At 70.5% G+C, this 22,531-nt stretch carries 17 protein-coding genes and 1 pseudogene; 13 read left to right on the top strand and 5 right to left on the bottom strand.

Translation table 11 applies throughout. The features are described 5' to 3' along the window. The first annotated feature begins 28 nt into the window (after positions 1-28). The 11 genes and pseudogenes from uvrC to pgi all read left to right on the top strand — a co-directional run bounded on the left by uvrC (position 29) and on the right by pgi (position 13,754). Complete coding sequence (uvrC, locus tag AB8O64_RS09185; RefSeq protein WP_370418704.1) at positions 29-2,053, top strand: excinuclease ABC subunit UvrC; 2,025 nt, start codon at positions 29-31, stop codon at positions 2,051-2,053. Between the two features lie 139 nt (positions 2,054-2,192). Then, positions 2,193-3,125, top strand: coding sequence for an RNase adapter RapZ (gene rapZ / locus AB8O64_RS09180; protein WP_365214079.1), 933 nt, complete (start codon positions 2,193-2,195; stop codon positions 3,123-3,125). Then, positions 3,122-4,171 (top strand): uridine diphosphate-N-acetylglucosamine-binding protein YvcK, encoded by a 1,050-nt coding sequence (yvcK, locus tag AB8O64_RS09175; protein ID WP_130877217.1) that lies wholly within the window; start codon positions 3,122-3,124, stop codon positions 4,169-4,171. Before rapZ ends, yvcK begins: the two co-directional genes overlap by 4 nt. Further along, positions 4,162-5,169, top strand: a complete 1,008-nt coding sequence (whiA, locus tag AB8O64_RS09170) for a DNA-binding protein WhiA (protein WP_071964484.1) — start codon at positions 4,162-4,164, stop codon at positions 5,167-5,169. Before yvcK ends, whiA begins: the two co-directional genes overlap by 10 nt. A gap of 179 nt (positions 5,170-5,348) precedes the next feature. Then, positions 5,349-7,547, top strand: a pseudogene (locus AB8O64_RS09165) (M14 family metallopeptidase); the annotation flags it as partial. Between the two features lie 324 nt (positions 7,548-7,871). Then, positions 7,872-8,876, top strand: coding sequence for a type I glyceraldehyde-3-phosphate dehydrogenase (gene gap, locus AB8O64_RS09160; RefSeq protein WP_365214076.1), 1,005 nt, complete (start codon positions 7,872-7,874; stop codon positions 8,874-8,876). Between the two features lie 152 nt (positions 8,877-9,028). Then, entirely contained in the window at positions 9,029-10,240 is a 1,212-nt protein-coding gene (gene pgk / locus AB8O64_RS09155) for a phosphoglycerate kinase (protein ID WP_370418703.1), read from the top strand. A gap of 6 nt (positions 10,241-10,246) precedes the next feature. Beyond that, positions 10,247-11,023: a triose-phosphate isomerase gene (tpiA, locus tag AB8O64_RS09150; protein ID WP_361926977.1), complete on the top strand. Its 777-nt coding sequence runs from the start codon at positions 10,247-10,249 to the stop codon at positions 11,021-11,023. 162 nt (positions 11,024-11,185) lie between these two features. Next, positions 11,186-11,416, top strand: coding sequence for a preprotein translocase subunit SecG (secG, locus tag AB8O64_RS09145; RefSeq protein ID WP_184730779.1), 231 nt, complete (start codon positions 11,186-11,188; stop codon positions 11,414-11,416). A gap of 159 nt (positions 11,417-11,575) precedes the next feature. Then, positions 11,576-11,911 (top strand): RNA polymerase-binding protein RbpA, encoded by a 336-nt coding sequence (locus AB8O64_RS09140; protein WP_003957010.1) that lies wholly within the window; start codon positions 11,576-11,578, stop codon positions 11,909-11,911. Positions 11,912-12,101: 190 nt separating this feature from the next. After that, positions 12,102-13,754: a glucose-6-phosphate isomerase gene (gene pgi, locus AB8O64_RS09135; protein WP_370423826.1), complete on the top strand. Its 1,653-nt coding sequence runs from the start codon at positions 12,102-12,104 to the stop codon at positions 13,752-13,754. Positions 13,755-13,977: 223 nt separating this feature from the next. Here the strand turns inward: pgi and pgl are convergent, their stop codons facing one another. The 5 genes from pgl to tkt are packed head-to-tail and all read right to left on the bottom strand — an operon-like array spanning position 13,978 to position 20,592. Then, the gene (gene pgl / locus AB8O64_RS09130) at positions 13,978-14,760 is read right to left on the bottom strand and encodes a 6-phosphogluconolactonase (RefSeq protein ID WP_370418702.1); all 783 of its coding nucleotides are present in this window, start codon (positions 14,758-14,760) and stop codon (positions 13,978-13,980) included. After that, positions 14,757-15,830, bottom strand: coding sequence for a glucose-6-phosphate dehydrogenase assembly protein OpcA (opcA, locus tag AB8O64_RS09125; protein ID WP_370418701.1), 1,074 nt, complete (start codon positions 15,828-15,830; stop codon positions 14,757-14,759). The genes pgl and opcA overlap by 4 nt, the downstream gene beginning before the upstream one ends. Then, positions 15,827-17,353, bottom strand: coding sequence for a glucose-6-phosphate dehydrogenase (gene zwf / locus AB8O64_RS09120; RefSeq protein WP_356456744.1), 1,527 nt, complete (start codon positions 17,351-17,353; stop codon positions 15,827-15,829). The genes opcA and zwf overlap by 4 nt, the downstream gene beginning before the upstream one ends. Before the next feature lies 1 nt (position 17,354). After that, a complete protein-coding gene (gene tal, locus AB8O64_RS09115) occupies positions 17,355-18,470 on the bottom strand; it encodes a transaldolase (protein WP_365374191.1) in 1,116 nt (371 codons plus the stop codon). Positions 18,471-18,504: 34 nt separating this feature from the next. After that, the gene (gene tkt, locus AB8O64_RS09110) at positions 18,505-20,592 is read right to left on the bottom strand and encodes a transketolase (protein WP_370418700.1); all 2,088 of its coding nucleotides are present in this window, start codon (positions 20,590-20,592) and stop codon (positions 18,505-18,507) included. Positions 20,593-21,093: 501 nt separating this feature from the next. On the opposite strand from tkt, the gene AB8O64_RS09105 reads away from it, so the two are divergent. Both AB8O64_RS09105 and AB8O64_RS09100 read left to right on the top strand, forming a co-directional pair. Continuing rightward, entirely contained in the window at positions 21,094-22,068 is a 975-nt protein-coding gene (locus AB8O64_RS09105; protein ID WP_370418699.1) for a heme o synthase, read from the top strand. Between the two features lie 53 nt (positions 22,069-22,121). After that, positions 22,122-22,475, top strand: coding sequence for a hypothetical protein (locus tag AB8O64_RS09100; RefSeq protein ID WP_370418698.1), 354 nt, complete (start codon positions 22,122-22,124; stop codon positions 22,473-22,475). The last annotated feature ends 56 nt before the right edge of the window (positions 22,476-22,531 follow it).

Here is a 22,531-nt window from a genome sequence, read left to right as displayed (position 1 = left end):
GTCACTGCCCGCAAGTAGGGTGTGTGACATGGCCGACCCCAGTAGCTACCGACCCAAGCCGGGACAGATCCCCGACTCGCCGGGGGTCTACAAATTCCGTGACGAGCACGGCCGGGTGATCTACGTCGGGAAGGCGAAGAGCCTGCGCCAGCGGCTCTCCTCGTACTTCCAGGACCTCGCCGGGCTGCACCCGCGCACCCGCACCATGGTCACCACGGCCGCCTCCGTCGAGTGGACCGTGGTCTCCACCGAGGTCGAGGCGCTCCAGCTCGAATACTCCTGGATCAAGGAGTTCGACCCGCGGTTCAACGTCAAGTACCGCGACGACAAGAGCTATCCCTCGCTCGCCGTCACCATGGGCGAGGAATTCCCGCGCGTCCAGGTCATGCGCGGACCGAAGAAGAAGGGCGTGCGCTACTTCGGCCCCTACGCCCACGCCTGGGCGATCCGCGAGACCGTGGACCTGATGCTGCGGGTCTTCCCCGTACGGACGTGCTCGGCCGGGGTGTTCAAGCGCTCCGCCCAGATCGGCCGCCCCTGTCTGCTCGGCTACATCGGCAAGTGCTCCGCGCCCTGCGTCGGCCGTGTCACCCCCGAGGAGCACCGCGAACTCGCGGAGGACTTCTGCGACTTCATGGCCGGCCGCACCGGCACCTACCTCCGCCGCCTCGAACAGCGGATGCACGACGCCGCGGAGGAGATGGAGTACGAGAAGGCCGCCCGCCTCCGCGACGACCTCGAAGCCCTCCGGCGTGCCATGGAGAAGAACGCGGTGGTCCTCGCCGACGCCACCGACGCCGACCTCATCGCCGTCGCCGAGGACGAGCTGGAGGCCGCCGTGCAGATCTTCCACGTGCGCGGCGGGCGGGTGCGCGGCCAGCGCGGCTGGGTGACCGACAAGGTCGAGGCCGTCGACACGGCCGGCCTGGTCGAGCACGCCCTCCAGCAGCTGTACGGGGAGGAGAAGGGCGACTCGGTCCCCAAGGAGGTCCTCGTCCCCGCCCTCCCCGATCCGGTCGAGCCCGTCGCCCAGTGGCTCACCGAGCGCCGCGGCGCCCGCGTCGATCTGCGCATCCCCCAGCGCGGTGACAAGAAGGACCTGATGGCCACGGTCCAGCGCAACGCCGGCCAGGCCCTCGCCCTGCACAAGACCAAGCGCGCCTCCGACCTCACCACCCGCTCCCGCGCCCTGGAAGAGATCGCCGAGGCCCTCGGGCTCGACACCGCGCCGCTGCGCGTGGAGTGCTTCGACATCTCCCACCTCCAGGGCCAGGACGTGGTGGCCTCCATGGTCGTCTTCGAGGACGGCCTCGCCCGCAAGAGCGAGTACCGCCGCTTCCAGATCAAGTCCTTCGCCGGCCAGGACGACGTCCGGTCCATGCACGAGGTCATCGGCCGCCGCTTCCGCCGCTATCTCGCGGAGAAGCAGAAGACGGGGGAGTGGGAGGAGCGCCCCGAGGGCGCCGCCGAGGGGGCACCCGAGGACGCCATCGAGGGGGCCACCGGAGGTGCCGTCCCCGCCGAGGGCCGGGAGGACGACGGCCGCCCCAAGCGGTTCGCCTACCCGCCGCAGCTCGTCGTCGTCGACGGCGGCCGGCCGCAGGTCGCGGCCGCCAAGCGGGCGCTGGACGAGCTCGGTATAGAAGACGTCGCCGTCTGCGGCCTCGCCAAGCGCCTCGAAGAGGTCTGGCTGCCCGACGAGGAGGACCCCGTCGTCCTGCCGCGCACCAGCGAGGGCCTCTACCTCCTCCAGCGCGTCCGCGACGAGGCGCACCGGTTCGCCATCTCCTACCAGCGCAGCAAGCGCGCCGGGACGCTGAAGGCCGGGCCCCTCGACGCCGTCGCCGGCCTCGGCGACACCCGCAAGCGGGCACTGATCAAGCACTTCGGTTCGGTCAAGCGGCTGCGCGCCGCGACGATCGAGCAGATCTGCGAGACGCCCGGCATCGGGAGGAAGACGGCCGAGACGATCGTGGCCGCCCTCGCCGCATCGGCGCCCGCCCCGGCGGTCAACACCGCGACGGGCGAGATCATGGACGGGGCCGAGGAATGATGGGCACCGTCCCCCGACACCCCGGCTCCGGACGCGCCGGAGCCGGGCGCCCGGAGTTTGGGCCTTGGACACCCCAAGGCCGCAGTATGGAAGACGGAGCCGCGCCCGCGGCGCCGTCAGCGGAACGGGGGAAGACAGCATGAACGGCAGCGACGGAGACGGAGCACAGGTGAGTACGGGCACGACGGTGGATGCGACCGGCGAGACAACGGGAATCCCCGAGCTGGTGATCATCTCCGGCATGTCGGGGGCGGGCCGCAGCACCGCCGCGAAGTGTCTGGAGGACCTCGGCTGGTTCGTCGTGGACAACCTGCCGCCCGCCCTGATCCCCACCATGGTGGACCTCGGCGCCCGCTCCCAGGGCAACGTGGCCCGTATCGCCGTGGTCGTGGACGTCCGCGGCCGGCGCTTCTTCGACAATCTGCGCGAGTCCCTCGCGGACCTGGCCGCCAAGAAGGTCAAGCGCCGGGTCATCTTCCTGGAGGCGTCCGACGACGCCCTGGTGCGCCGCTTCGAGTCCGTGCGCCGGCCGCACCCGCTGCAGGGCTCCGGCCGCATCGTCGACGGCATCGCCGCCGAGCGCGACCTGCTGCGCGAGCTGCGCGGTGACGCCGACCTCGTCATCGACACCTCCAGCCTCAACGTCCACGAGCTGCGCGCCAAGATGGACGCCCAGTTCGCCGGCGAGGAGGAGCCGGAGCTGCGGGCCACCGTCATGTCCTTCGGCTTCAAGTACGGCCTCCCGGTCGACGCCGACCTCGTGGTGGACTGCCGCTTCCTGCCCAACCCGCACTGGGTCCCGGAGCTGCGCCCCTTCACCGGCCTCAACGAGGAGGTCTCGGGCTACGTCTTCAACCAGCCCGGCGCCAAGGAGTTCCTCGACCGCTACACCGAGCTGCTCCAGCTCATCGCCGCGGGCTACCGCCGCGAGGGCAAGCGCTATGTGACGATCGCGGTCGGCTGCACCGGCGGCAAGCACCGGTCCGTCGCCATGTCGGAGAAGCTCGCCCACCGCCTCGTCTCGGAAGGCGTCGAGACCGTCGTCGTCCACCGGGACATGGGGCGCGAGTGACCGGCCGTACCTCCCGGCTGCGCCGCGTACGCCGACTCGTCCCTGGCCGTGCCCGCGGCCGTGAGGGCCGGGCGTACACCGGTGCCCAGCCCAAGGTCGTCGCCCTCGGCGGCGGCCACGGGCTGTCCGCCTCGCTCGCCGCGCTGCGCCGTATCACCGGCGATCTGACGGCCGTCGTCACCGTCGCCGACGACGGCGGCTCCAGCGGCCGGCTCCGCGACGAGCTGGGCGTGCTGCCCCCCGGTGACCTGCGCAAGGCCCTCGCCGCGCTGTGCGGGGACGACGACTGGGGCCAGACCTGGGCCCGGGTGATCCAGCACCGCTTCGCCAGCGAGGGCGACCTGCACGGCCACGCCGTCGGTAATCTGCTGATCGTCGCCCTCTGGGAGCAGCTCGGCGACCACGTCAGCGCCCTGGACCTGGTCGGCAAGCTGCTCGGCGCGCACGGCCGGGTGCTGCCCATGTCCGCGGTCCCGCTGGAGCTGCAGGCGCTCGTCCGGGGCCACGACCCGGCCGAGCCCGACACCATCAGCACCGTCCGCGGCCAGGCCACCGTGGCCCTCACCCCGGGCGATGTGCAGTCCGTGCACGTCGTCCCGGAGGACCCGCCCGCGGTGCCCGAGGCCGTCGAGGCGGTGCTCGACGCCGACTGGGTGGTGCTCGGCCCCGGCTCCTGGTTCTCCTCCGTCATCCCGCATCTGCTGGTCCCCGAGCTCCTCCAGGCACTGCAGGAGACCAAGGCCCGCCGGGTCCTGTCGTTGAACCTCGCACCGCAACCCGGCGAAACAGATGGCTTCTCCCCGCAGCGTCATTTGGAGGTTTTGGCCCGACACGCCCCTAAACTCGCCCTGGACGTGGTGCTGGCCGACGAGGCCGCCGTGCCCGACCGGGAAAGCCTCACCGACGCCGCCAAGCGGCTCGGGGCAACGGTCGAGCTGGCGCCGGTCGCCTCTCCCGACGGCTGCCCGACGCATGACCCGGAGCTGTTGGCCGCCGCGTACGACCGTATTTTTCGGATGCATGGAAGGATCGGCCCATGGCGATGACGGCAGCGGTGAAGGATGAAATCTCCCGGCTTCCCGTCACCCGCACCTGCTGCCGGAAAGCGGAGGTCTCGGCGATCCTGCGGTTCGCGGGCGGTCTGCACCTGGTCAGCGGGCGCATCGTGATCGAGGCGGAGCTGGACACCGGGATCGCGGCCCGGCGGCTGCGCAAGGACATCCTGGAGATCTTCGGGCACGCTTCCGACCTGGTGGTGATGGCCCCCGGCGGGCTGCGCCGCGGCAGCCGGTACGTGGTGCGGGTGGTGGCGGGCGGTGACCAGCTGGCACGGCAGACCGGCCTGGTCGACGGCCGCGGCCGGCCGATCCGCGGGCTGCCCCCGCAGGTCGTCTCCGGCGCCACCTGTGACGCCGAGGCCGCCTGGCGGGGCGCGTTCCTCGCCCACGGCTCGCTCACCGAGCCCGGCCGCTCCTCGTCCCTGGAGGTGACCTGCCCGGGCCCCGAGGCGGCGCTCGCGCTGGTCGGCGCGGCCCGCCGGCTGCAGATCGCGGCCAAGGCGCGCGAGGTGCGGGGCGTCGACCGGGTCGTCGTCCGGGACGGTGACGCCATCGGCGCGCTGTTGACCCGGCTCGGCGCGCACGAGTCGGTGCTGGCCTGGGAGGAGCGGCGGATGCGCCGCGAGGTGCGGGCCACCGCGAACCGCCTGGCCAATTTCGACGACGCCAATCTGCGCCGCTCGGCGCGTGCCGCCGTCGCCGCGGGCGCCCGGGTCCAGCGGGCGCTGGAGATCCTCGGCGAGGAGGTGCCCGAGCACCTCGCCGCCGCGGGCCGGCTGCGCATGGAGCACAAGCAGGCGTCCCTGGAGGAGCTGGGTGCCCTCGCCGACCCGCCGCTGACCAAGGACGCCGTCGCCGGCCGGATCCGACGGCTGCTCGCCATGGCCGACAAGCGCGCCCAGGATCTGGGGATCCCCGGCACCGAGTCGAATCTGTCGGACCTCTCCGACCTCTCCGAGGAGATGGCCGAAGGCATGGTCGGCTGACCACTCAGGCTTCCGAAGGGTCGCCCCGGCACCCATGAGGGTGCCGGGGCGGTCTGCTGTGCGCACCCGGCCGCGTGGGCCCGGGGACGGCGACGCAAAAGGCGTCATTGACATGATCATGAAGGGTTATGAGTCTGGCGGCCACGTACCGATGTGACGGACAACAGCATGGGGGGCTCATGCGACGCAGGGCGGGATCGGTCCTCATGGTGGCTTCGCTGTTCCTCGGCGGGCTCGCCGCGACGCCCACGGCACACGCGCGACCATCCACCGGAGCGGCCCCCCGGGCCGACGCCGGTGACCTGTCCGTATGGACCGCACGGGTCACCGCCGCCCAGGTCCCGCTGCTGCTCGCGGCGGGCCTCGACGGCCATGAACTGGGCGAGCGCATCACCGGAGACAAGGCCGTGCCCGTGGAGGTCCACCTCACCGGCGCACAGGCCCGCGAACTGCGCGGCCACGGCGTGGACCTCACCGAGAGACGCGTCCCCGAGGGCGTCCGCAAGCGCACCGAGGCCGCCGGCGACGGCGTCTTCCGCCCGTACAGCGGGAAGAACGGACTGCAGCAGGAGATCAGGGACACCGGCCGGGCCCACCCGGGCCTGACGAAGGTCGTCAGTATCGGGAAGACCGTGCGCGGCCAGGACATCCTCGCCATGAAGGTGTCGAGGAACGCGGCGAAGAGCCCTGACGGCGCCAAGCCGGCGGTGCTCTACATGTCCAACCAGCACGCCCGCGAGTGGATCACGCCGGAGATGACCCGGCGCCTGATGCACCACTACCTCGACCGCTACGGCAAGGACGAGCGGATCACCAGGATCGTGGACTCCACCGAGGTGTGGTTCGTGCTGTCCGCCAACCCCGACGGCTACGACCACACCTTCCAGAGTCCCGCCACCCGGCTGTGGCGCAAGAACCTCCGCGACAACAACGGCGACGGGAAGATCACCGCCGGCGACGGCGTGGACCTCAACCGCAACTTCTCCTACAAGTGGGGCTACGACAACGAGGGCTCGTCACCGCGCCCGGCGTCCGAGACCTACCGCGGCCCCGCGCCCTCCTCCGAGCCCGAGACGCGGGCCGTCGACGCCTTCGAGAAGCGCCACCGCTTCCGCTACGCCGTCAACTACCACTCGGCGGCCGAGCTGATCCTCTACGGCGTGGGCTGGCAGGTCGCCACCCCCACCCCCGACGACGTCCTCTACCGGGCCCTCGCCGGCACGCCCGGCAACTCCGCCGTCCCCGGCTACCGGCCGCAGCTCTCCTCCGAGCTCTACACCACCAACGGCGAGGCCGACGGCCACGCGGGCAACGTCAACGGCACCATGATGTTCACCCCCGAGATGTCGACCTGCCAGACCGCCTCCAAGGTGGACCCGGGCGACCGCTGGGACCCCGCCGACTGCCGGTCCGGCTTCACCTTCCCCGACGACGAGAAGCTGATCCAGCAGGAGTTCGCCAAGAACATCCCCTTCGCCCTGTCCGTCGCCGAGACCGCCGGCCGCGGTGACCGCCCCGCCTCCGCCGTCGGCCTGGACGCCCCCGACTTCACCCCGCACGCCTTCACCACCTCCTACGCGCGCGGCGGCGACCAGAGCGTCGCCGTCACCGCCCGCCGGAGCGTGCGCGACAAGCACCTGAACTACCGTGTGGACGGCGGCCGTACGCACACCGAGGAGCTCGCGGCCTGGGACGGCGGCGACCGCTACGGCGGCGAGGACAACATCCGCTTCGACCAGTACCGCGCCACCGTCGAGGGTGCCCGCCCCGGCTCCACCGTCAGCGTCTGGTTCACCGGCCGCACCCGCGAGGGCGAGCGGACCGCGAGCGAGCCCTTCACCTACACCGTGGCGCGGACACCCCGCGCCGACACCCTGGTCGTCGCGGACGAGGGCGGCAAGGAGGCGGCACGCGACGCCGCCCTGTACGCCAAGGCCCTGACCGACAACGGCCGGGGGGCCGTCGTCTGGGACGTCGCCGAGAAGGGCGCGCCTCCCGCGCTGGGCGTGCTCGGGCACTTCGACACGGTGCTCTGGTACAGCGGCACCTCCCGCCCGGACGGCGCCACCCTGCTGGCCGTACGCGACTTCGTCAACGAGGGCGGCAAGCTGATCACCGCCGGGGTGCGGGCGGGCGGCAGCTCGCGGGTCGGCGAGGCCGACACCGACGACTTCGCCCAGTACTACCTCGGTGCGGGCGCCCGCACCCTGTTCGACCGGCCCACGCGCTTCACCGGTGCCGGTGAGCTCACCGGCACCACGGCCGCCCTCGGCACCGCCGGGGGCCCGTTGGCAGGAGCCGGTGCCTACCGGCCGATCTCCGAGGAACTGTCGCCCGACGCCTTCCCGCAGTTCCGCAGCGCCGCGGCCGGCGAGTACCGCTCTTCGGTTACGCAGGGTGACGGCCGCGAGGAGCGAGCCGGCGGCGCCGCGGCCGTCACCACCCGGGACACCGTGCTGCTGGGCTTCGGTCTTGAACACGTGTCCGACCCGCGCGAGCGAGCCGGACTGGTCGGTGCCGCTTTGCGCGCCATCGGCGGCTGACCTGCAGTTGAGCGTGGTTGAGCACGCCTGAGCGCGCCCGAAAGCACCCGCCGCCAATGTCACGTACGACCCCTGTTAGAGGTAGGGTCGGGGGTGGTCGGGGACATCCCATACAGCTCGCCGGCGTCCAGACCGGCAAACCAACGAGGAGATCGGTTCGTGACGATCCGCGTAGGCATCAACGGCTTTGGTCGTATCGGTCGTAACTACTTCCGCGCACTGCTCGAGCAGGGTGCGGACATCGAGATCGTCGGTGTCAACGACCTGACCGACAACGCCACCCTTGTCCACCTGCTGAAGTACGACACCATCCTGGGTCGTCTGAAGCAGGAGGTCAGCCACACCGACGACTCGATCACCGTCGGCTCCCAGACCTTCAAGACGATGGCCGAGCGCGACCCCGCCAACCTGCCCTGGGGCGAGCTCGGCGCCGACATCGTCATCGAGTCCACCGGCATCTTCACCAAGAAGGCCGACGCCGCGAAGCACCTCGCGGCCGGCGCCAAGAAGGTCCTGATCTCCGCGCCCGCCAAGGACGAGGACATCACGATCGTCATGGGCGTCAACCAGGACAAGTACGACGCGGCCAACCACCACGTCATCTCCAACGCCTCCTGCACCACCAACTGTGTGGCGCCGATGGCCAAGGTCCTCGACGAGAGCTTCGGCATCGTCAAGGGCATGATGACCACGGTCCACGCGTACACCAACGACCAGCGGATCCTGGACTTCCCGCACTCCGACCTGCGTCGCGCCCGCGCCGCCGCGGAGAACATCATCCCGACCTCGACCGGTGCCGCCAAGGCCACCGCCCTGGTCCTCCCGCAGCTCAAGGGCAAGCTGGACGGCATCGCCATGCGCGTCCCGGTCCCGACCGGCTCGGTCACCGACCTGGTCCTCGAGCTCGACCGCGAGACCAGCAAGGAAGAGATCAACGCCGCCTTCCAGAAGGCCGCCGAGGGTCAGCTCAAGGGCATCCTCGAGTACACCGAGGACGCGATCGTCTCCTCCGACATCGTGAACTGGCCGGCCTCCTGCACCTTCGACTCCTCCCTGACCATGGTCCAGGGCAACCAGGTCAAGGTCGTCGGCTGGTACGACAACGAGTGGGGCTACTCCAACCGCCTGGTCGACCTGACCGTCTTCGTCGGCGGCCAGCTCTGATCGTTGCCTGACAGCACTGTCAAGGGCACCGAGATGTAGTAGGGGACGGGGCTCGTGCGACGCTATGGCGCGTCGCACGGGCCCCGTCCTATGACTGTCCCCCAGCTATCGCTGGGAGGGGCCCCGATCACGGAAGTCACCGGAGTCACTGCATGAAGACGATCGACGAACTCCTCCAGGACGGCATCGAGGGCAAGCGGGTCTTCGTCCGCGCCGACCTCAACGTGCCCCTCGAGGGCACCACCATCACCGACGACGGCCGCATCCGTGCCGTCGCCCCGACGATCGCCAAGCTCGCCGAGGCGGGCGCCAAGGTGATCGTCGCCTCCCACCTGGGCCGTCCCAAGGGCGCCCCGGACCCCCAGTACTCCCTCGCCCCGGCCGCGACGCGGCTCGGCGAGATCCTGGGCAAGAGCGTCTCGTTCGCCACCGACACGGTGGGCGACAGCGCGAAGGCCACCGTCGCCGCACTGGCGAACGGCGAGGTCACGCTGCTGGAGAACCTCCGCTTCAACGTGGGCGAGACGAGCAAGGACGACGCCGAGCGCGGCGCCTTCGCCGACGAGCTGGCGGCCCTGGCCGACCTGTACGTGGGAGACGGCTTCGGTGCGGTGCACCGCAAGCACGCCTCGGTCTTCGACCTCCCGGCGCGCCTTCCGCACGCCGCCGGCGACCTGATCGCCACCGAGGTCGGCGTCCTGAAGAAGCTCACCGACGAGGTGCGGCGCCCCTATGTCGTGGTGCTGGGCGGTGCCAAGGTCTCCGACAAGCTGGGTGTCATCGACAACCTGCTGGAGAAGGCCGACCGCATCCTCATCGGCGGTGGCATGTCCTACACCTTCCTCAAGGCCAAGGGCCACGAGGTCGGCATCTCGCTGCTGCAGGAGGACCAGATCCCGGTCTGCCTGGAGTACCTGGCGCGGGCCGAGAAGCGCGGCGTGGAGTTCGTCCTCCCCGTCGACGTCCTCGTCTCCGCCGACTTCCCGGACCTGAAGACCAAGGCCCCGGCCAACCCCGAGCTCGTCGCCGCGGACGCCATCCCGGCCGACAAGGAGGGCCTGGACATCGGCCCGAAGACCCGCGAGCTCTACGCCGCGAAGCTCGCCGACGCCGGCACGGTCTTCTGGAACGGCCCCATGGGTGTCTTCGAACACCCCGACTACGCCAACGGCACCCAGGCCGTGGCGCAGGGTCTCCTCGACAGCCCCGCCTTCACCGTCGTCGGCGGTGGCGACTCGGCCGCGGCCGTGCGCATCCTGGGCTTCGACGAGAACGCTTTCGGCCACATTTCGACCGGTGGCGGCGCCAGCCTCGAATACCTCGAGGGCAAGACGCTCCCCGGCCTCGCAGCACTGGAGGACTGAACCAACGTGAGTGACCGTACCCCGCTGATGGCGGGCAACTGGAAGATGAACCTCAACCACCTCGAGGCCATCGCGCACGTCCAGAAGCTCGCCTTCGCCCTCGCCGACAAGGACTACGACGCGGTCGAGGTCGCCGTCCTGACGCCGTTCACCGACCTGCGCTCCGTGCAGACCCTGGTCGACGGCGACAAGCTGAAGATCAAGTACGGCGCCCAGGACATCTCGGCGTACGACTCCGGTGCGTACACCGGCGAGATCTCCGGCGCGATGCTCTCCAAGCTCAAGTGCGCCTACGTGGCCATCGGGCACTCCGAGCGCCGCCAGTACCACGCGGAGACCGACGAGGTCTGCAACGCCAAGGTCAAGGCCGCCTACCGGCACGGGCTCACCCCGATCCTGTGCGTCGGCGAGGGCCTGGACGTCCGCAAGGCCGGCAACCAGGTCCAGCACACGCTGGCCCAGGTCGACGGCGCCCTGAAGGACATCCCGGCCGAGCAGGCCGAGTCGATCGTCATCGCCTACGAGCCGGTGTGGGCCATCGGCACCGGCGAGGTCGCGACCCCCGAGGACGCCCAGGAGGTCTGCGGGGCGATCCGCGGCCGTCTCGCCGAGCTGTACAGCCAGGAGCTGGCCGACAAGGTCCGCATCCAGTACGGCGGCTCGGTCAAGTCCGGCAATGTCGCGGCGATCATGGCCAAGCCCGATGTCGACGGCGCGCTGATCGGTGGCGCGGCGCTGGACGCGGACGAGTTCGTCAAGATCGTCCGGTTCCGGGACCAGTAAGGGAACGGGACCGGCGGCGGCCGCCGAGGTCGCCGCTATGACGACGGGTGCTCCGCGGCGTACCCTGTCGGGGCCGGGACCGGCGTTTTCACGCCGCCCGGCCCCGCACGTTTCACCGTCCGAGAGATTCTTCAGTCCGAGAGAGTTGGTCAAGCCGTGGTCATGGGGTTCTCGATCGCCCTCATCGTCTTCAGCCTGCTGATGATGATGCTGGTGCTCATGCACAAGGGGAAGGGCGGCGGCCTGTCCGATATGTTCGGTGGCGGTATGCAGTCCTCCGTCGGCGGCTCCTCGGTCGCCGAGCGCAACCTCGACCGCATCACCGTGGTCGTCGGTCTGCTGTGGTTCGCGTGCATCGTGGCACTCGGCCTGCTGATGAAGCTCGATAGCTGACGTACCGTCGTCGGCTCGGCCTATCATGGGGCTCGCGTCCTCGCGGCCGGGCTGTAACTCCTGCCACTGGACGCGCGTTGGGCCTTACGTAGACTGGGGCGCCCGCCGCGGAGCTTCATCTCGTCGCTTCGCAGCACCATCACGCAGGGAGTTACGACCGTGGCAAGTGGCAACGCGATCCGAGGAAGTCGGGTCGGAGCGGGGCCGATGGGGGAGGCCGAGCGGGGCGAGTCCGCGCCGCGCCTCCGCATCTCCTTCTGGTGCTCGAACGGGCACGAGACGCAGCCGAGCTTCGCCAGCGACGCGCAGGTGCCGGACACGTGGGACTGCCCGCGGTGTGGCTTCCCTGCCGGTCAGGACCGGGACAACCCGCCGGACCCGCCGCGTACCGAGCCGTACAAGACACACCTCGCGTACGTCCGTGAGCGGCGCAGCGACGCCGACGGCGAGGCGATCCTGGCGGAGGCGCTCGCCAAGCTCCGCGGCGAGATCTGAGCAGCGGCACCGAACACGTCAAGCGGCCCGGCCGCGCACTCCACGAGGGTGTGCGGCCGGGCCGTCGTCGTGATGTCCGGAACCCGCCGAGGACCGCGCCGGGAGCGGGCGGACACCTCATACCGAAGCCTGATCAATTAGGTTGGAGGATGGCGGGGCGGCTACGAGAAGAAGTGGGCTAATGTCCGAGATGAACGCAGAAGGCCGGAGCAGGCTCGACCAGACGCCTGAGTGGAACGCGTTGGCCAAGCACCGGGAAGAACTGGGGGAGGTGCACCTGCGGAAGCTGTTCGCCGACGACTCCTCGCGAGCGGAGCGCTATGCGCTCTCCGTCGGTGATCTGTACGTCGACTACTCCAAGCACCTGGTCACCGACGAGACCCTGCGACTGCTGCGCGAGCTGGCGGCCGCGACCGGGGTGGCCGAGCTGCGGGACGCGATGTTCCGGGGCGAGAAGATCAACACCACCGAGGGCCGCGCGGTGCTGCACACCGCCCTGCGCGCCCCGGAGTCCGCCGTCGTGGAGAGTGACGGCGTCAACGTCATTCCCGCCGTGCACGCCGTATTGATGAAGATGCAGGTCTTCGCCGACCGGGTGCGCTCGGGGGGCTGGAAGGGCCACACCGGAAAGCCCATCAAGAACGTCGTCAACATCGGCATCGGTGGTTCCGACCTCGGTCCCGCGATGGCCTACGAGGCGCTGCGCGCCTACACCGCACGGGACATGACGTTCCGTTTCGTTTCGAACGTCGACGGCGCGGACCTGCACGAGGCCGTGCGGGACCTGGACCCGGCCGAGACGCTGTTCGTCATCGCCTCGAAGACGTTCACCACCATCGAGACCATCACCAACGCCACCTCCGCCCGCAACTGGCTGCTGACCGGCCTGCGCGCGGGCGAGGAGGCCGTCGCCAAGCACTTCGTGGCGCTGTCGACGAACGAGGAGAAGGTCACCGAGTTCGGCATCGACCCGGCCAACATGTTCGAGTTCTGGGACTGGGTCGGCGGTCGCTATTCCTACGACTCGGCCATCGGGCTCTCCCTGATGCTCGCCATCGGCCCGGACCACTTCCGCGAGATGCTGGCCGGCTTCCACCTGGTCGACGAGCACTTCCGCTGCGCGCCGCCGGAGGAGAACGTCCCGCTGCTGCTCGGCCTGCTGGGCATCTGGTACGGCAACTTCCACGACGCCCAGTCCCACGCGGTGCTGCCCTACAGCCACTACCTGTCGAAGTTCGCCGCGTATCTGCAGCAGCTGGACATGGAGTCCAACGGCAAGTCGGTGGACCGCGACGGCAACCCCGTCAACTGGCAGACCGGCGCGGTCGTCTGGGGCACGCCGGGCACCAACGGCCAGCACGCCTACTATCAGTTGATCCACCAGGGCACGAAGCTGATCCCCGCGGACCTGATCGGCTTCGCCAAGCCCGTGGACGACCTGCTCCCGGGCCTGGTCGGCCAGCACGACCTGCTGATGGCGAACCTCTTCGCCCAGGGGCAGGCCCTCGCCTTCGGCAAGACCCCGGAAGAGGTCGCGGCGGAGGGCGTCCCGCAGGACCTGATCCCGCACAAGACGTTCAAGGGCAACCACCCGACCACGACGATCCTCGCGAACGAGCTGACGCCGTCGGTGCTCGGGCAGTTGGTCGCGCTGTACGAACACAAGGTGTTCGTCCAGGGCGCGGTGTGGAACATCGACTCCTTCGACCAGTGGGGCGTCGAACTCGGCAAGGTCCTCGCGAAGCGGGTCGAGCCCGCGCTCACGGCCGGCGACGAGGTGCCCGGGCTGGACGCGTCCACGGCGGCGCTGGTCGCGCGGTACCGGTCGCTGCGCGGGCGCTGAGGCCGGATCCTCGGCCTGCGGGTCGTCTGGCCGCCTGCGGCGGCGAGCGCCCTGCGGGCGCGTCCTCAATCGCCGGACGGGCTGCTGTGCTCTGTCCTCAATCGCCGGACGGGCTGAAAAGCCCGTCCGGCGATTGAGGACCGGGGCCGGGCGGAGCCCGGGAAACACGCGATGGCCCGGTCCCCCTGCAGGGGGACCGGGCCATCGCGTGTTCAGCGTGCTGTCAGGACGTCGCCGGCGGATACAGATCCCGCGGAAGGCGAGCCGCGGCGGCGGCGTCCAGCAGCCACAGGGTGCGGCTGCGGCCGTACGCCCCCGCGGCGGGGGCCTGGACCTCACCCGCACCGCTCAGCGCGAGCGCCACCGCGTTCGCCTTGTCCTCGCCCGCCGCGAGCAGCCACACCTCGCGGGCTGCGCGAATCGCCGGCAGGGTCAGCGAGACCCGGTTCGGCGGCGGCTTGGGCGCGCCCCGGACGCCGACCACCGGGCGCTCGGTCTCCCGCACGGCCGGCAGTTCGGGGAAGAGCGAGGCCACGTGTGTGTCCGGGCCGACGCCCAGCAGCAGGACGTCGAAGGCGGGCACCGGGCCGTGGTCCTCGGGCCGGGCCGCCGCGGCGAGCTCCGCCGCGTAGGCCTCGGCGGCCGCGTCCACGTCGTTGCCGTACGGGCCGCCCGCCGACGGCATCGCGTGCACCCGGGCGGGGTCCAGCGGCACCGAGTCCAGCAGCGCCTCGCGCGCCTGGGTCACATTGCGCTCGGGGTCGCCGTCCGGCAGGAACCGCTCGTCGCCCCACCACAGGTCCAGCCGCGACCAGTCCACCGCGTCCCGCGCGGGCGCGGTGGCGAGGGCGGCGAGCAGCCCATTGCCGTTGCGCCCGCCGGTGAGGACGACGGAGGCCGAGCCGCGGGCGGCCTGGGCGTCCACGATCTTCGTGATCAGCCGGGCCGCCGCGGCCTGCGCCATCAGCTCCTTGTCCCGGTGGACGACGATCTGAGGAGCGCTCACTTGCCCGCCGCCTTCTTGCCGGACGCCTTCTTGGCGGGGGCGGGGGCGGTGGCACCGTCGGAAGCCGCCGGAGCATCCGGAGCCGCCTCGGCGGGCTTGGCCTCCTTCGACGCCGCGGCCGACTGTGTGGCTGACTGCGCGGCGGGCTCGGAAAGCCGCTCCACGCCGTACTTGATCGCGGCCTCGTAGGTGGTGTCCGGGTCGAGCCTGCGCAGCTCCTCCGCGAGGAGCTCCGCGGTGTCGCGCCGGTTGAGCGCGACGGCACGGTCCGGCTGGCCGGGCATGCAGAGGGTGGCCAGGGTGCCGTTGGGACGGTCCAGGACGATCGGGCCGTTCCCGGTCTCCAGCCGCACGGCGGTCAGGCCCGGGCCGTCCGAGACGGTCCGCTTCACCGGGACGCCGAGACGGTCGGCGAGCCACATGGCGAGCAGCTCGCCGCTGGGGTTGTAGCCCTCGCCCTCGACCTCGGCGGAGACGACGTCGACCTGCTGCTGGTCCAGGGCGGCCGCGAGCATCGAGCGCCACGGCGTGATCCGGGTCCAGGCCAGGTCGGTGTCGCCGGGCGTGTAGTGCGCGGCGCGGGCCGAGACCTCCGCGAGGGGGTCCTCGGCGGCGTAGGTGTCGGTCACCCGGCGCTGGGCGAGTGCGCCCAGTGGGTCCTTCTCCGGGTTGACGGGGGCACCCACCGGCCACCAGACGACCACGGGGGCGTCGGGCAGCAGCAGCGGCAGCACGACCGACTGGGCGTGGTCGATGACGTCGCCGTACAGCCTCAGGACCACCGTCTCGCCGGTGCCCGCGCTGGTGCCGACCCGGACCTCGGCGTCGAGGCGGGCCTTGGCACGGTCGCGCATCGAGCGGCTGACCCGCTTGATGACGACGAGCTTGCGCGAAGGGTGCTCGCGGGACGCCTCGTTGGCGGCCTTGAGCGCGTCGTAGGCGTGCTCTTCGTCGGTGACGATGACCAGGGTGAGCACCATGCCGACGGCGGGGGTGCCGATGGCGCGGCGGCCCTGGACCAGCGCGTTGTTGATCTTGCTGGACGTGGTGTCCGTGAGGTCCATTTTCATGGCCGCCGCCAGCTCCGTCCGTCTCGTGCGAGCATCTCGTCGGCCTCGTCCGGGCCCCAGGTGCCGGCCTGGTAGGACGCGGGCTTGCCGTGCTTGTCCCAGTAGCGCTCGATCGGGTCGAGGATCTCCCAGGACAGTTCGACCTCCCGCAGCCGCGGGAAGAGGTTGGCGTCGCCCAGCAGCACATCGAGGATGAGCCGCTCGTACGCCTCCGGGCTGGACTCGGTGAAGGACTCGCCGTAGGCGAAGTCCATCGAGACGTCCCGGACCTCCATCGAGGTGCCCGGCACCTTGGAGCCGAACCGCAGCGTGACGCCCTCGTCCGGCTGCACCCGGATCACCAGGGCGTTCTGCCCCAGCTCCTCGGTGGCGGTGTGGTCGAAGGGCGAGTGCGGGGCGCGCTGGAAGACGACCGCGATCTCGGTGACGCGGCGGCCGAGCCGCTTGCCCGTGCGGAGATAGAAGGGGACGCCCGCCCAGCGGCGGTTGTCGATCTCCAGCTTGATCGCGGCGTAGGTGTCGGTCTTCGACTGCGGGTCGATGCCGTCCTCTTCGAGGTAGCCGACGACCTCCTCGCCACCCTGCCAGCCGTGCGCGTACTGGCCGCGCACGGTGTTCCTGCCGAGGTCCTTGGGCAGCCGCACGGCGCCGAGCACCTTGGTCTTCTCCGCGACCAGCGCGTCCGCCTCGAAGGAGGCGGGCTCCTCCATCGCGGTCAGCGCGAGCAGCTGGAGCAGGTGGTTCTGGATGACGTCGCGGGCGGCGCCGATGCCGTCGTAGTAGCCGGCCCGGCCGCCGATACCGATGTCCTCGGCCATGGTGATCTGCACGTGGTCGACGTAGGACCGGTTCCAGATCGGCTCGAAGAGGGTGTTGGCGAAGCGCAGCGCCAGGATGTTCTGGACCGTCTCCTTGCCCAGGTAGTGGTCGATGCGGAAGACCGCCTCGGCCGGGAAGACCTCGTGGACGATCCGGTTGAGCTCCTGGGCGCTGGCCAGGTCGTGCCCGAAGGGCTTCTCGATGACGGCGCGCCGCCAGGAGCCTTCCTTCTGGTCGGCCAGGCCGTGCTTCTTGAGCTGCTGGACGACCGTGGGGAAGAACTTCGGCGGGACGGACAGGTAGAAGGCGAAGTTGCCGCCCGTGCCCTGCGCCTTGTCGAGCTCCTGGATGGTGTCCTTGAGGGTTTCGAACGCCTCGTCGTCGTCGAAGTCGCCCTGGACGAACCGGCAGCCCTGCACCAGCTGCTGCCAGACCTCCTCACGGAACGGCGTGCGCGCGTGCTCCTTGACCGCGTCGTGCACGATCTGGGCGAAGTCCTCGGTCTCCCAGTCGCGACGCGCGAAACCGATGAGGGAGAAGCCCGGCGGCAGCAGACCGCGGTTGGCCAGGTCGTAGACGGCAGGCATCAGCTTTTTACGGGACAAATCGCCCGTGACGCCAAAGATGACCAGGCCCGACGGCCCCGCGATACGCGGGAGCCGTCGGTCCTGAGCGTCACGCAGCGGATTGCTGCTTGTGCTCAATTCACGCCTCCGGAGCGAGGCGCTTGAGCTCCGCCTCAGTGGACTTCAGCAGGTCGTTCCACGACGCCTCGAACTTCTCGACGCCCTCGTCCTCCAGGAGCTGCACGACGTCGTCGTACGAGATCCCGACCTTCGCCAGCGCGTCGAGCTCGGCCTTGGCCTGCTCGTACGTGCCGCGCACGGTGTCACCGGTGATCTGCCCGTGGTCGGCGGTGGCCTCCAGGGTGGCCTCCGGCATGGTGTTGACCGTGTTCGGGGCGACCAGGTCGTCCACGTACAGCGTGTCCTTGTAGGCCGGGTCCTTGACGCCGGTCGAGGCCCACAGGGCGCGCTGCTTGTTGGCGCCCGACTTCTCCAGGGCGGCCCAGCGGTCGGAGGAGAAGACCTCCTCGTACGCCTGGTAGGCCAGGCGGGCGTTGGCGAGCGCCGCCTTGCCGCGCAGCTCCTTGGCCTCCGCCGTGCCCAGCGCGTCGAGACGCTTGTCGATCTCGGTGTCCACGCGGGACACGAAGAAGGACGCGACCGAGTGGATGAGGGACAGGTCCAGGCCCGCGGCCTTGGCCTTCTCCAGACCGGTCAGGTAGGCGTCCATCACCGCGCGGTAGCGCTCGAGGGAGAAGATCAGCGTCACGTTGACGCTGATGCCCTTGCCGATCACCTCGGCGATGGCCGGCAGGCCCGCCTGGGTCGCCGGGATCTTGATGAGGGTGTTCGGACGGTCCACCAGCCAGGCCAGCTGCTTGGCCTCGGCGACGGTGGCGTGGGTGTTGTGCGCCAGGCGCGGGTCGACCTCGATGGAGACCCGGCCGTCCTGGCCGTCCGTCGCGTCGAAGACCGGGCGCAGGATGTCGGCGGCGTCGCGGACGTCCGCCGTGGTGATCATGCGGATGGCCTCTTCCACGGTCACCCCGCGCACGGCGAGGTCGGCGAGCTGCTGCTCGTAGCCGTCACCGCTGGAGATGGCCTTCTGGAAGATCGACGGGTTGGTCGTGACGCCCACGACGTGGCTCTGGTCGATGAGCTCGGCCAGGTTGCCCGACGTGATGCGCTTGCGGGACAGGTCGTCCAGCCAGATCGCGACGCCTTCGTCGGAGAGGCGCTTGAGTGCGTCTGTCATGGGGATTGCATCTCCTACTGATTGTGTGCGGGCGTCAGCGGCGGTTGGCGTCGGCGTGCTCGACGGACTCGCGCGCGGCGGCGACCACGGCCTCGGTGGTCAGACCGAACTCGCGGTAGAGCACCTTGTAGTCGGCGGAGGCGCCGAAGTGCTCCAGCGAGACGATCCGGCCGCTCTCGCCGACGTAGCGGTGCCAGGTCAGACCGATGCCGGCCTCGACCGCCACCCGCGCCTTGACGTCGGGCAGCAGCACGCCGTCGCGGTACGCCTGGTCCTGCTCCTCGAACCACTCGACGGACGGCATCGAGACGACCCGGGTCGGGATGCCCTCGGCCTGGAGGACGTCACGGGCCTCGACGGCCAGCTGGACCTCGGAGCCGGTGCCGATCAGGATCACCTGCGGACGGCCGCCCTCGGCCTCGAACAGGACGTAGCCGCCCTTGGCGACGCCCTCGTTGGCCTCGTAGGTGGGCACGTTCTGGCGGGTGAGGGCCAGACCGTGCGGCGCCGGGTTGGTGGCGTGACGCTTGGTGATCTCGCGCCAGGCGATCGCCGTCTCGTTGGCATCGGCCGGGCGGACCATGTTCAGGCCCGGGATGGCGCGCAGCGCGGCCATGTGCTCGACCGGCTGGTGGGTCGGGCCGTCCTCGCCGAGGCCGATGGAGTCGTGCGTCCACACGTAGGTGACCGGCAGCTTCATCAGCGCGGCCAGGCGCACGGCCGGGCGCATGTAGTCGGAGAACACCAGGAAGGTGCCGCCGTAGATACGGGTGTTGCCGTGCAGCGCGATGCCGTTCATGGTCGAACCCATGGCGTGCTCACGGATGCCGAAGTGCACCGTGCGGCCGTAGGGGTTCGCCTCCGGCAGCGGGTTGCCCTCCGGGAGGAAGGAGGACGACGCGTCGATGGTCGTGTTGTTCGAGCCGGCGAGGTCGGCGGAGCCGCCCCACAGCTCGGGGATCACGCCGCCCAGCGCCTTGAGGACCTCGCCCGACGCCTTGCGGGTCGCGACGTCCTTGCCCGCGGGGAAGGACGGGATGGCCTTCTCCCAGCCGTCGGGCAGCTCGCCCGCGTTGATCCGGTCGAAGTCGGCGGCGCGCTGCGGGTTCGCCGTGCGCCACTCCTCCAGCCGCTTGCTCCACGTGGCGTGCGCCTCGCGGCCGCGGTCGACGACCGTGCGGACGTGGGCGAAGACGTCGTCCTCGACCTGGAAGGTCTGCTCGGGGTCGAAGCCCAGCACCTTCTTGGTCGCGGCCACCTCCTCGTCGCCCAGCGCCGAGCCGTGCGAGGCCTCGGTGTTCTGCGCGTTCGGGGCGGGCCAGGCGATGATCGTGCGCGCGGCGATGATCGAGGGGCGCTCGGTCTCCGCCTGCGCCGCCTTCAGCGCCGCGTACAGCGCCTGGATGTCGAAGTCGCCGTTCGGGGACTGCTCGATGCGCTGGACGTGCCAGCCGTACGCCTCGTAGCGCGCCAGGACGTCCTCGGAGAGCGCCGTGGCGGTGTCGCCCTCGATCGAGATGTGGTTGTCGTCGTAGAGGGCGACGAGATTGCCGAGCTTCTGGTGACCGGCCAGCGAGGACGCCTCGGCGGAGATGCCCTCCTCCAGGTCGCCGTCGGAGACGATCGCCCAGATGGTGTGGTCGAAGGGGGACTCGCCCTTCGGGGCCTCCGGGTCGAACAGACCGCGCTCGTAGCGGGCGGCCATGGCCATGCCCACCGCGTTGGCGATGCCCTGGCCCAGCGGGCCGGTGGTGGTCTCCACGCCGCGGGTGTGGCCGTGCTCCGGGTGGCCCGGGGTCTTGCTGTCCCAGGTGCGGAACGACTTCAGGTCCGCGAGCTCCAGGCCGTAGCCGGCCATGAAGAGCTGGATGTAGAGCGTCAGGCTCGTGTGGCCGGGGGAGAGGACGAACCGGTCGCGTCCGGTCCAGTCGGCGTCGCTCGGGTCGTGCCGCATCAGCTTCTGGAACAGCAGATAGGCGGCGGGCGCCAGGCTCATGGCCGTGCCGGGATGGCCGTTACCGACCTTCTGTACGGAATCCATGGCCAGGACGCGAGCGGTATCGACGGCCCGCTGGTCCAGTTCGGTCCACTCGAGGTCTGTGGTGGTCGGCTTGTTGCTCACCCTCGGTCAGGGCTCCTCTCCACATGTGCGATTGCCGGGGGCGGTATTCCGCCACGACGCGGCGTTGTCGAGCCTACCCCCGCTGGGACGCGCATTTTTTCGACGTACAGTCGGCTGCCCGACCGTGTGCCCGGGCAACCCGATCCGGATGGCAAAGATTCCCGTCATGGGTGCGACGGCCATGGCACCAGCCTGCCGGGGAGTGCGCCCGGCCGCCTCCCGAACGCTTCCGTTCTGCCGTCCTCCGCGGAATTCCCGGTGGTGTTCGAGAGGTTTTCGACAGCCGTCCGGGGTCCGGCGCCAGGAGCCCCGCCCGGCGGGGCGGGGGCTCAAGATCGGTTGCGGGGCCTGGCCCGTGACGGCGAGAGGGGCCCCCAACACGACCCACCCCGGCGGAGGGCGGAGTACCCCCTACGTCTAGAGTGGCGTGGTACGCGCAAGTCTTTCCCGGGTCCGTGTGCCCGGATGTGCTTGCTGGCCTTATCTCTGTCAGGGGTGTGCGTGACGGCCGTCGAATCCCGTCCTGCGGGTGGGGGTACCTCCCACGCCCTCAAGGCTGTGGGGGAGCTCGCCGAGAGCCCTCGCCACCGGCCGTTCGGGGCCCGTGTCAAGGCGTTCGTTGCGTTGACCAAGCCCCGGGTCATCGAGCTGCTGCTCATGACGACCGTGCCCGTGATGTTCCTCGCCGCGGAGGGCGTGCCCGACCTGTGGCTCGTCCTGGCGACCTGCATCGGCGGTTATCTGTCGGCCGGTGGCGCGGGCGCGTTCAACATGTACATCGACCGGGACATCGACGCGATGATGGACCGCACCGCGCAGCGACCGCTGGTCACCGGCATGGTCTCGCCGCGTGAGTGCCTGGTCTTCGCCTCGGCGCTGACCGTCGGGTCGACGGTGTGGTTCTGGTACCTGGTCAATCCGCTGTCGGCGATGCTCTCGCTCGGCGCCAACATCTTCTACGTCGTCGTCTACACGATGATCCTCAAGCGGCGTACCGCGCAGAACATCGTCTGGGGCGGCATCGCGGGCTGCATGCCGGTCTTCATCGGCTGGTCCGCGGTCACCAACTCCGTCTCCTGGGCCTCCCTCGTCCTCTTCCTCGTCATCTTCTTCTGGACGCCGCCGCACTACTGGCCGCTGTCGATGAAGGTCAAGGACGACTACGAGCGCGTGGGCGTCCCGATGCTGCCGGTCATCGCGGGCAACAAGGTGGTGGCCCGCCAGATCGTCCTCTACAGCTGGGTGATGGTCGGCGTCTCCCTCTCGCTCCAGCCGCTCGGCTACACCAGCTGGTTCTACACGGTCGTCGCGGCCGCGCTCGGTGCCTTCTGGCTCAAGGAGGCGCACGGCCTCCAGGCCCGCGCCAAGGCGGGGATCACGGGCGCGAAGCTCAAGGAGATGCGGCTGTTCCACTGGTCCATCACCTATGTCTCGCTGCTCTTCGCCGCCGTCGCCGTGGATCCCTTCCTCCATTAGGGGGTCTGGGGGTCTCCCCCAGAAGACGCGTACCCGCGGGTAGCATTCTGCTCATGGCAGACACCCTCACGCAGGCCGAAGAGACCGCAACCGACGCCCGGGCGGCCCGCAAGGCCGCCCGGCTGGCCCGGCAGATCAGCGCGTTCGCCAAGAGCCACGGCGGCGCCGCCGAGGGCCAGCTCGCGCACATCGGCCGCGGCACCACCCGGATCGCCCTCGTCGGCGCCAACGGCGAGTGGGGCAATCTCGTCGCTCCCTCTTTCGAGATCGCCCGGAAGGCCGTGGAGATCGCCGGGATCACCCTCCAGGACGACTTCGACGGCGAGATGGCGGCCAAGGTCCGCACCGGACCGTACGAGTGGTCCCGCATGGCCGGCCTCCAGCTCGGCGGTCCCGCCAACGGCTGACGCCCCGCACCGGCCGCCGGCCCGACCCGGCGCACGGCGCCCACCAGGCCGTTCCC

This window comes from Streptomyces sp. QH1-20 (assembly GCF_041283565.1).
GTDB classification, from domain to species: Bacteria; Actinomycetota; Actinomycetes; order Streptomycetales; family Streptomycetaceae; genus Streptomyces; species Streptomyces syringius.
Note: the sequence above shows the minus strand (reverse complement) of the source record. Positions and strands in the feature narration are given on the sequence as shown.

Bases quoted from the DNA above. Each gene is read 5' to 3' on its own strand.
- uvrC (WP_370418704.1), top strand. From the start codon at position 29: ATGGCCGACCCCAGTAGCTACCGACCCAAGCCGGGACAGATCCCCGAC.
- rapZ (WP_365214079.1), top strand. From the start codon at position 2,193: ATGAACGGCAGCGACGGAGACGGAGCACAGGTGAGTACGGGCACGACG.
- whiA (WP_071964484.1), top strand. From the start codon at position 4,162: ATGGCGATGACGGCAGCGGTGAAGGATGAAATCTCCCGGCTTCCCGTC.
- pgk (WP_370418703.1), top strand. From the start codon at position 9,029: ATGAAGACGATCGACGAACTCCTCCAGGACGGCATCGAGGGCAAGCGG.
- secG (WP_184730779.1), top strand. From the start codon at position 11,186: ATGGGGTTCTCGATCGCCCTCATCGTCTTCAGCCTGCTGATGATGATG.
- pgi (WP_370423826.1), top strand. From the start codon at position 12,102: ATGAACGCAGAAGGCCGGAGCAGGCTCGACCAGACGCCTGAGTGGAAC.
- opcA (WP_370418701.1), bottom strand. From the start codon at position 15,830: ATGAAAATGGACCTCACGGACACCACGTCCAGCAAGATCAACAACGCG.
- tal (WP_365374191.1), bottom strand. From the start codon at position 18,470: ATGACAGACGCACTCAAGCGCCTCTCCGACGAAGGCGTCGCGATCTGG.
- AB8O64_RS09100 (WP_370418698.1), top strand. From the start codon at position 22,122: ATGGCAGACACCCTCACGCAGGCCGAAGAGACCGCAACCGACGCCCGG.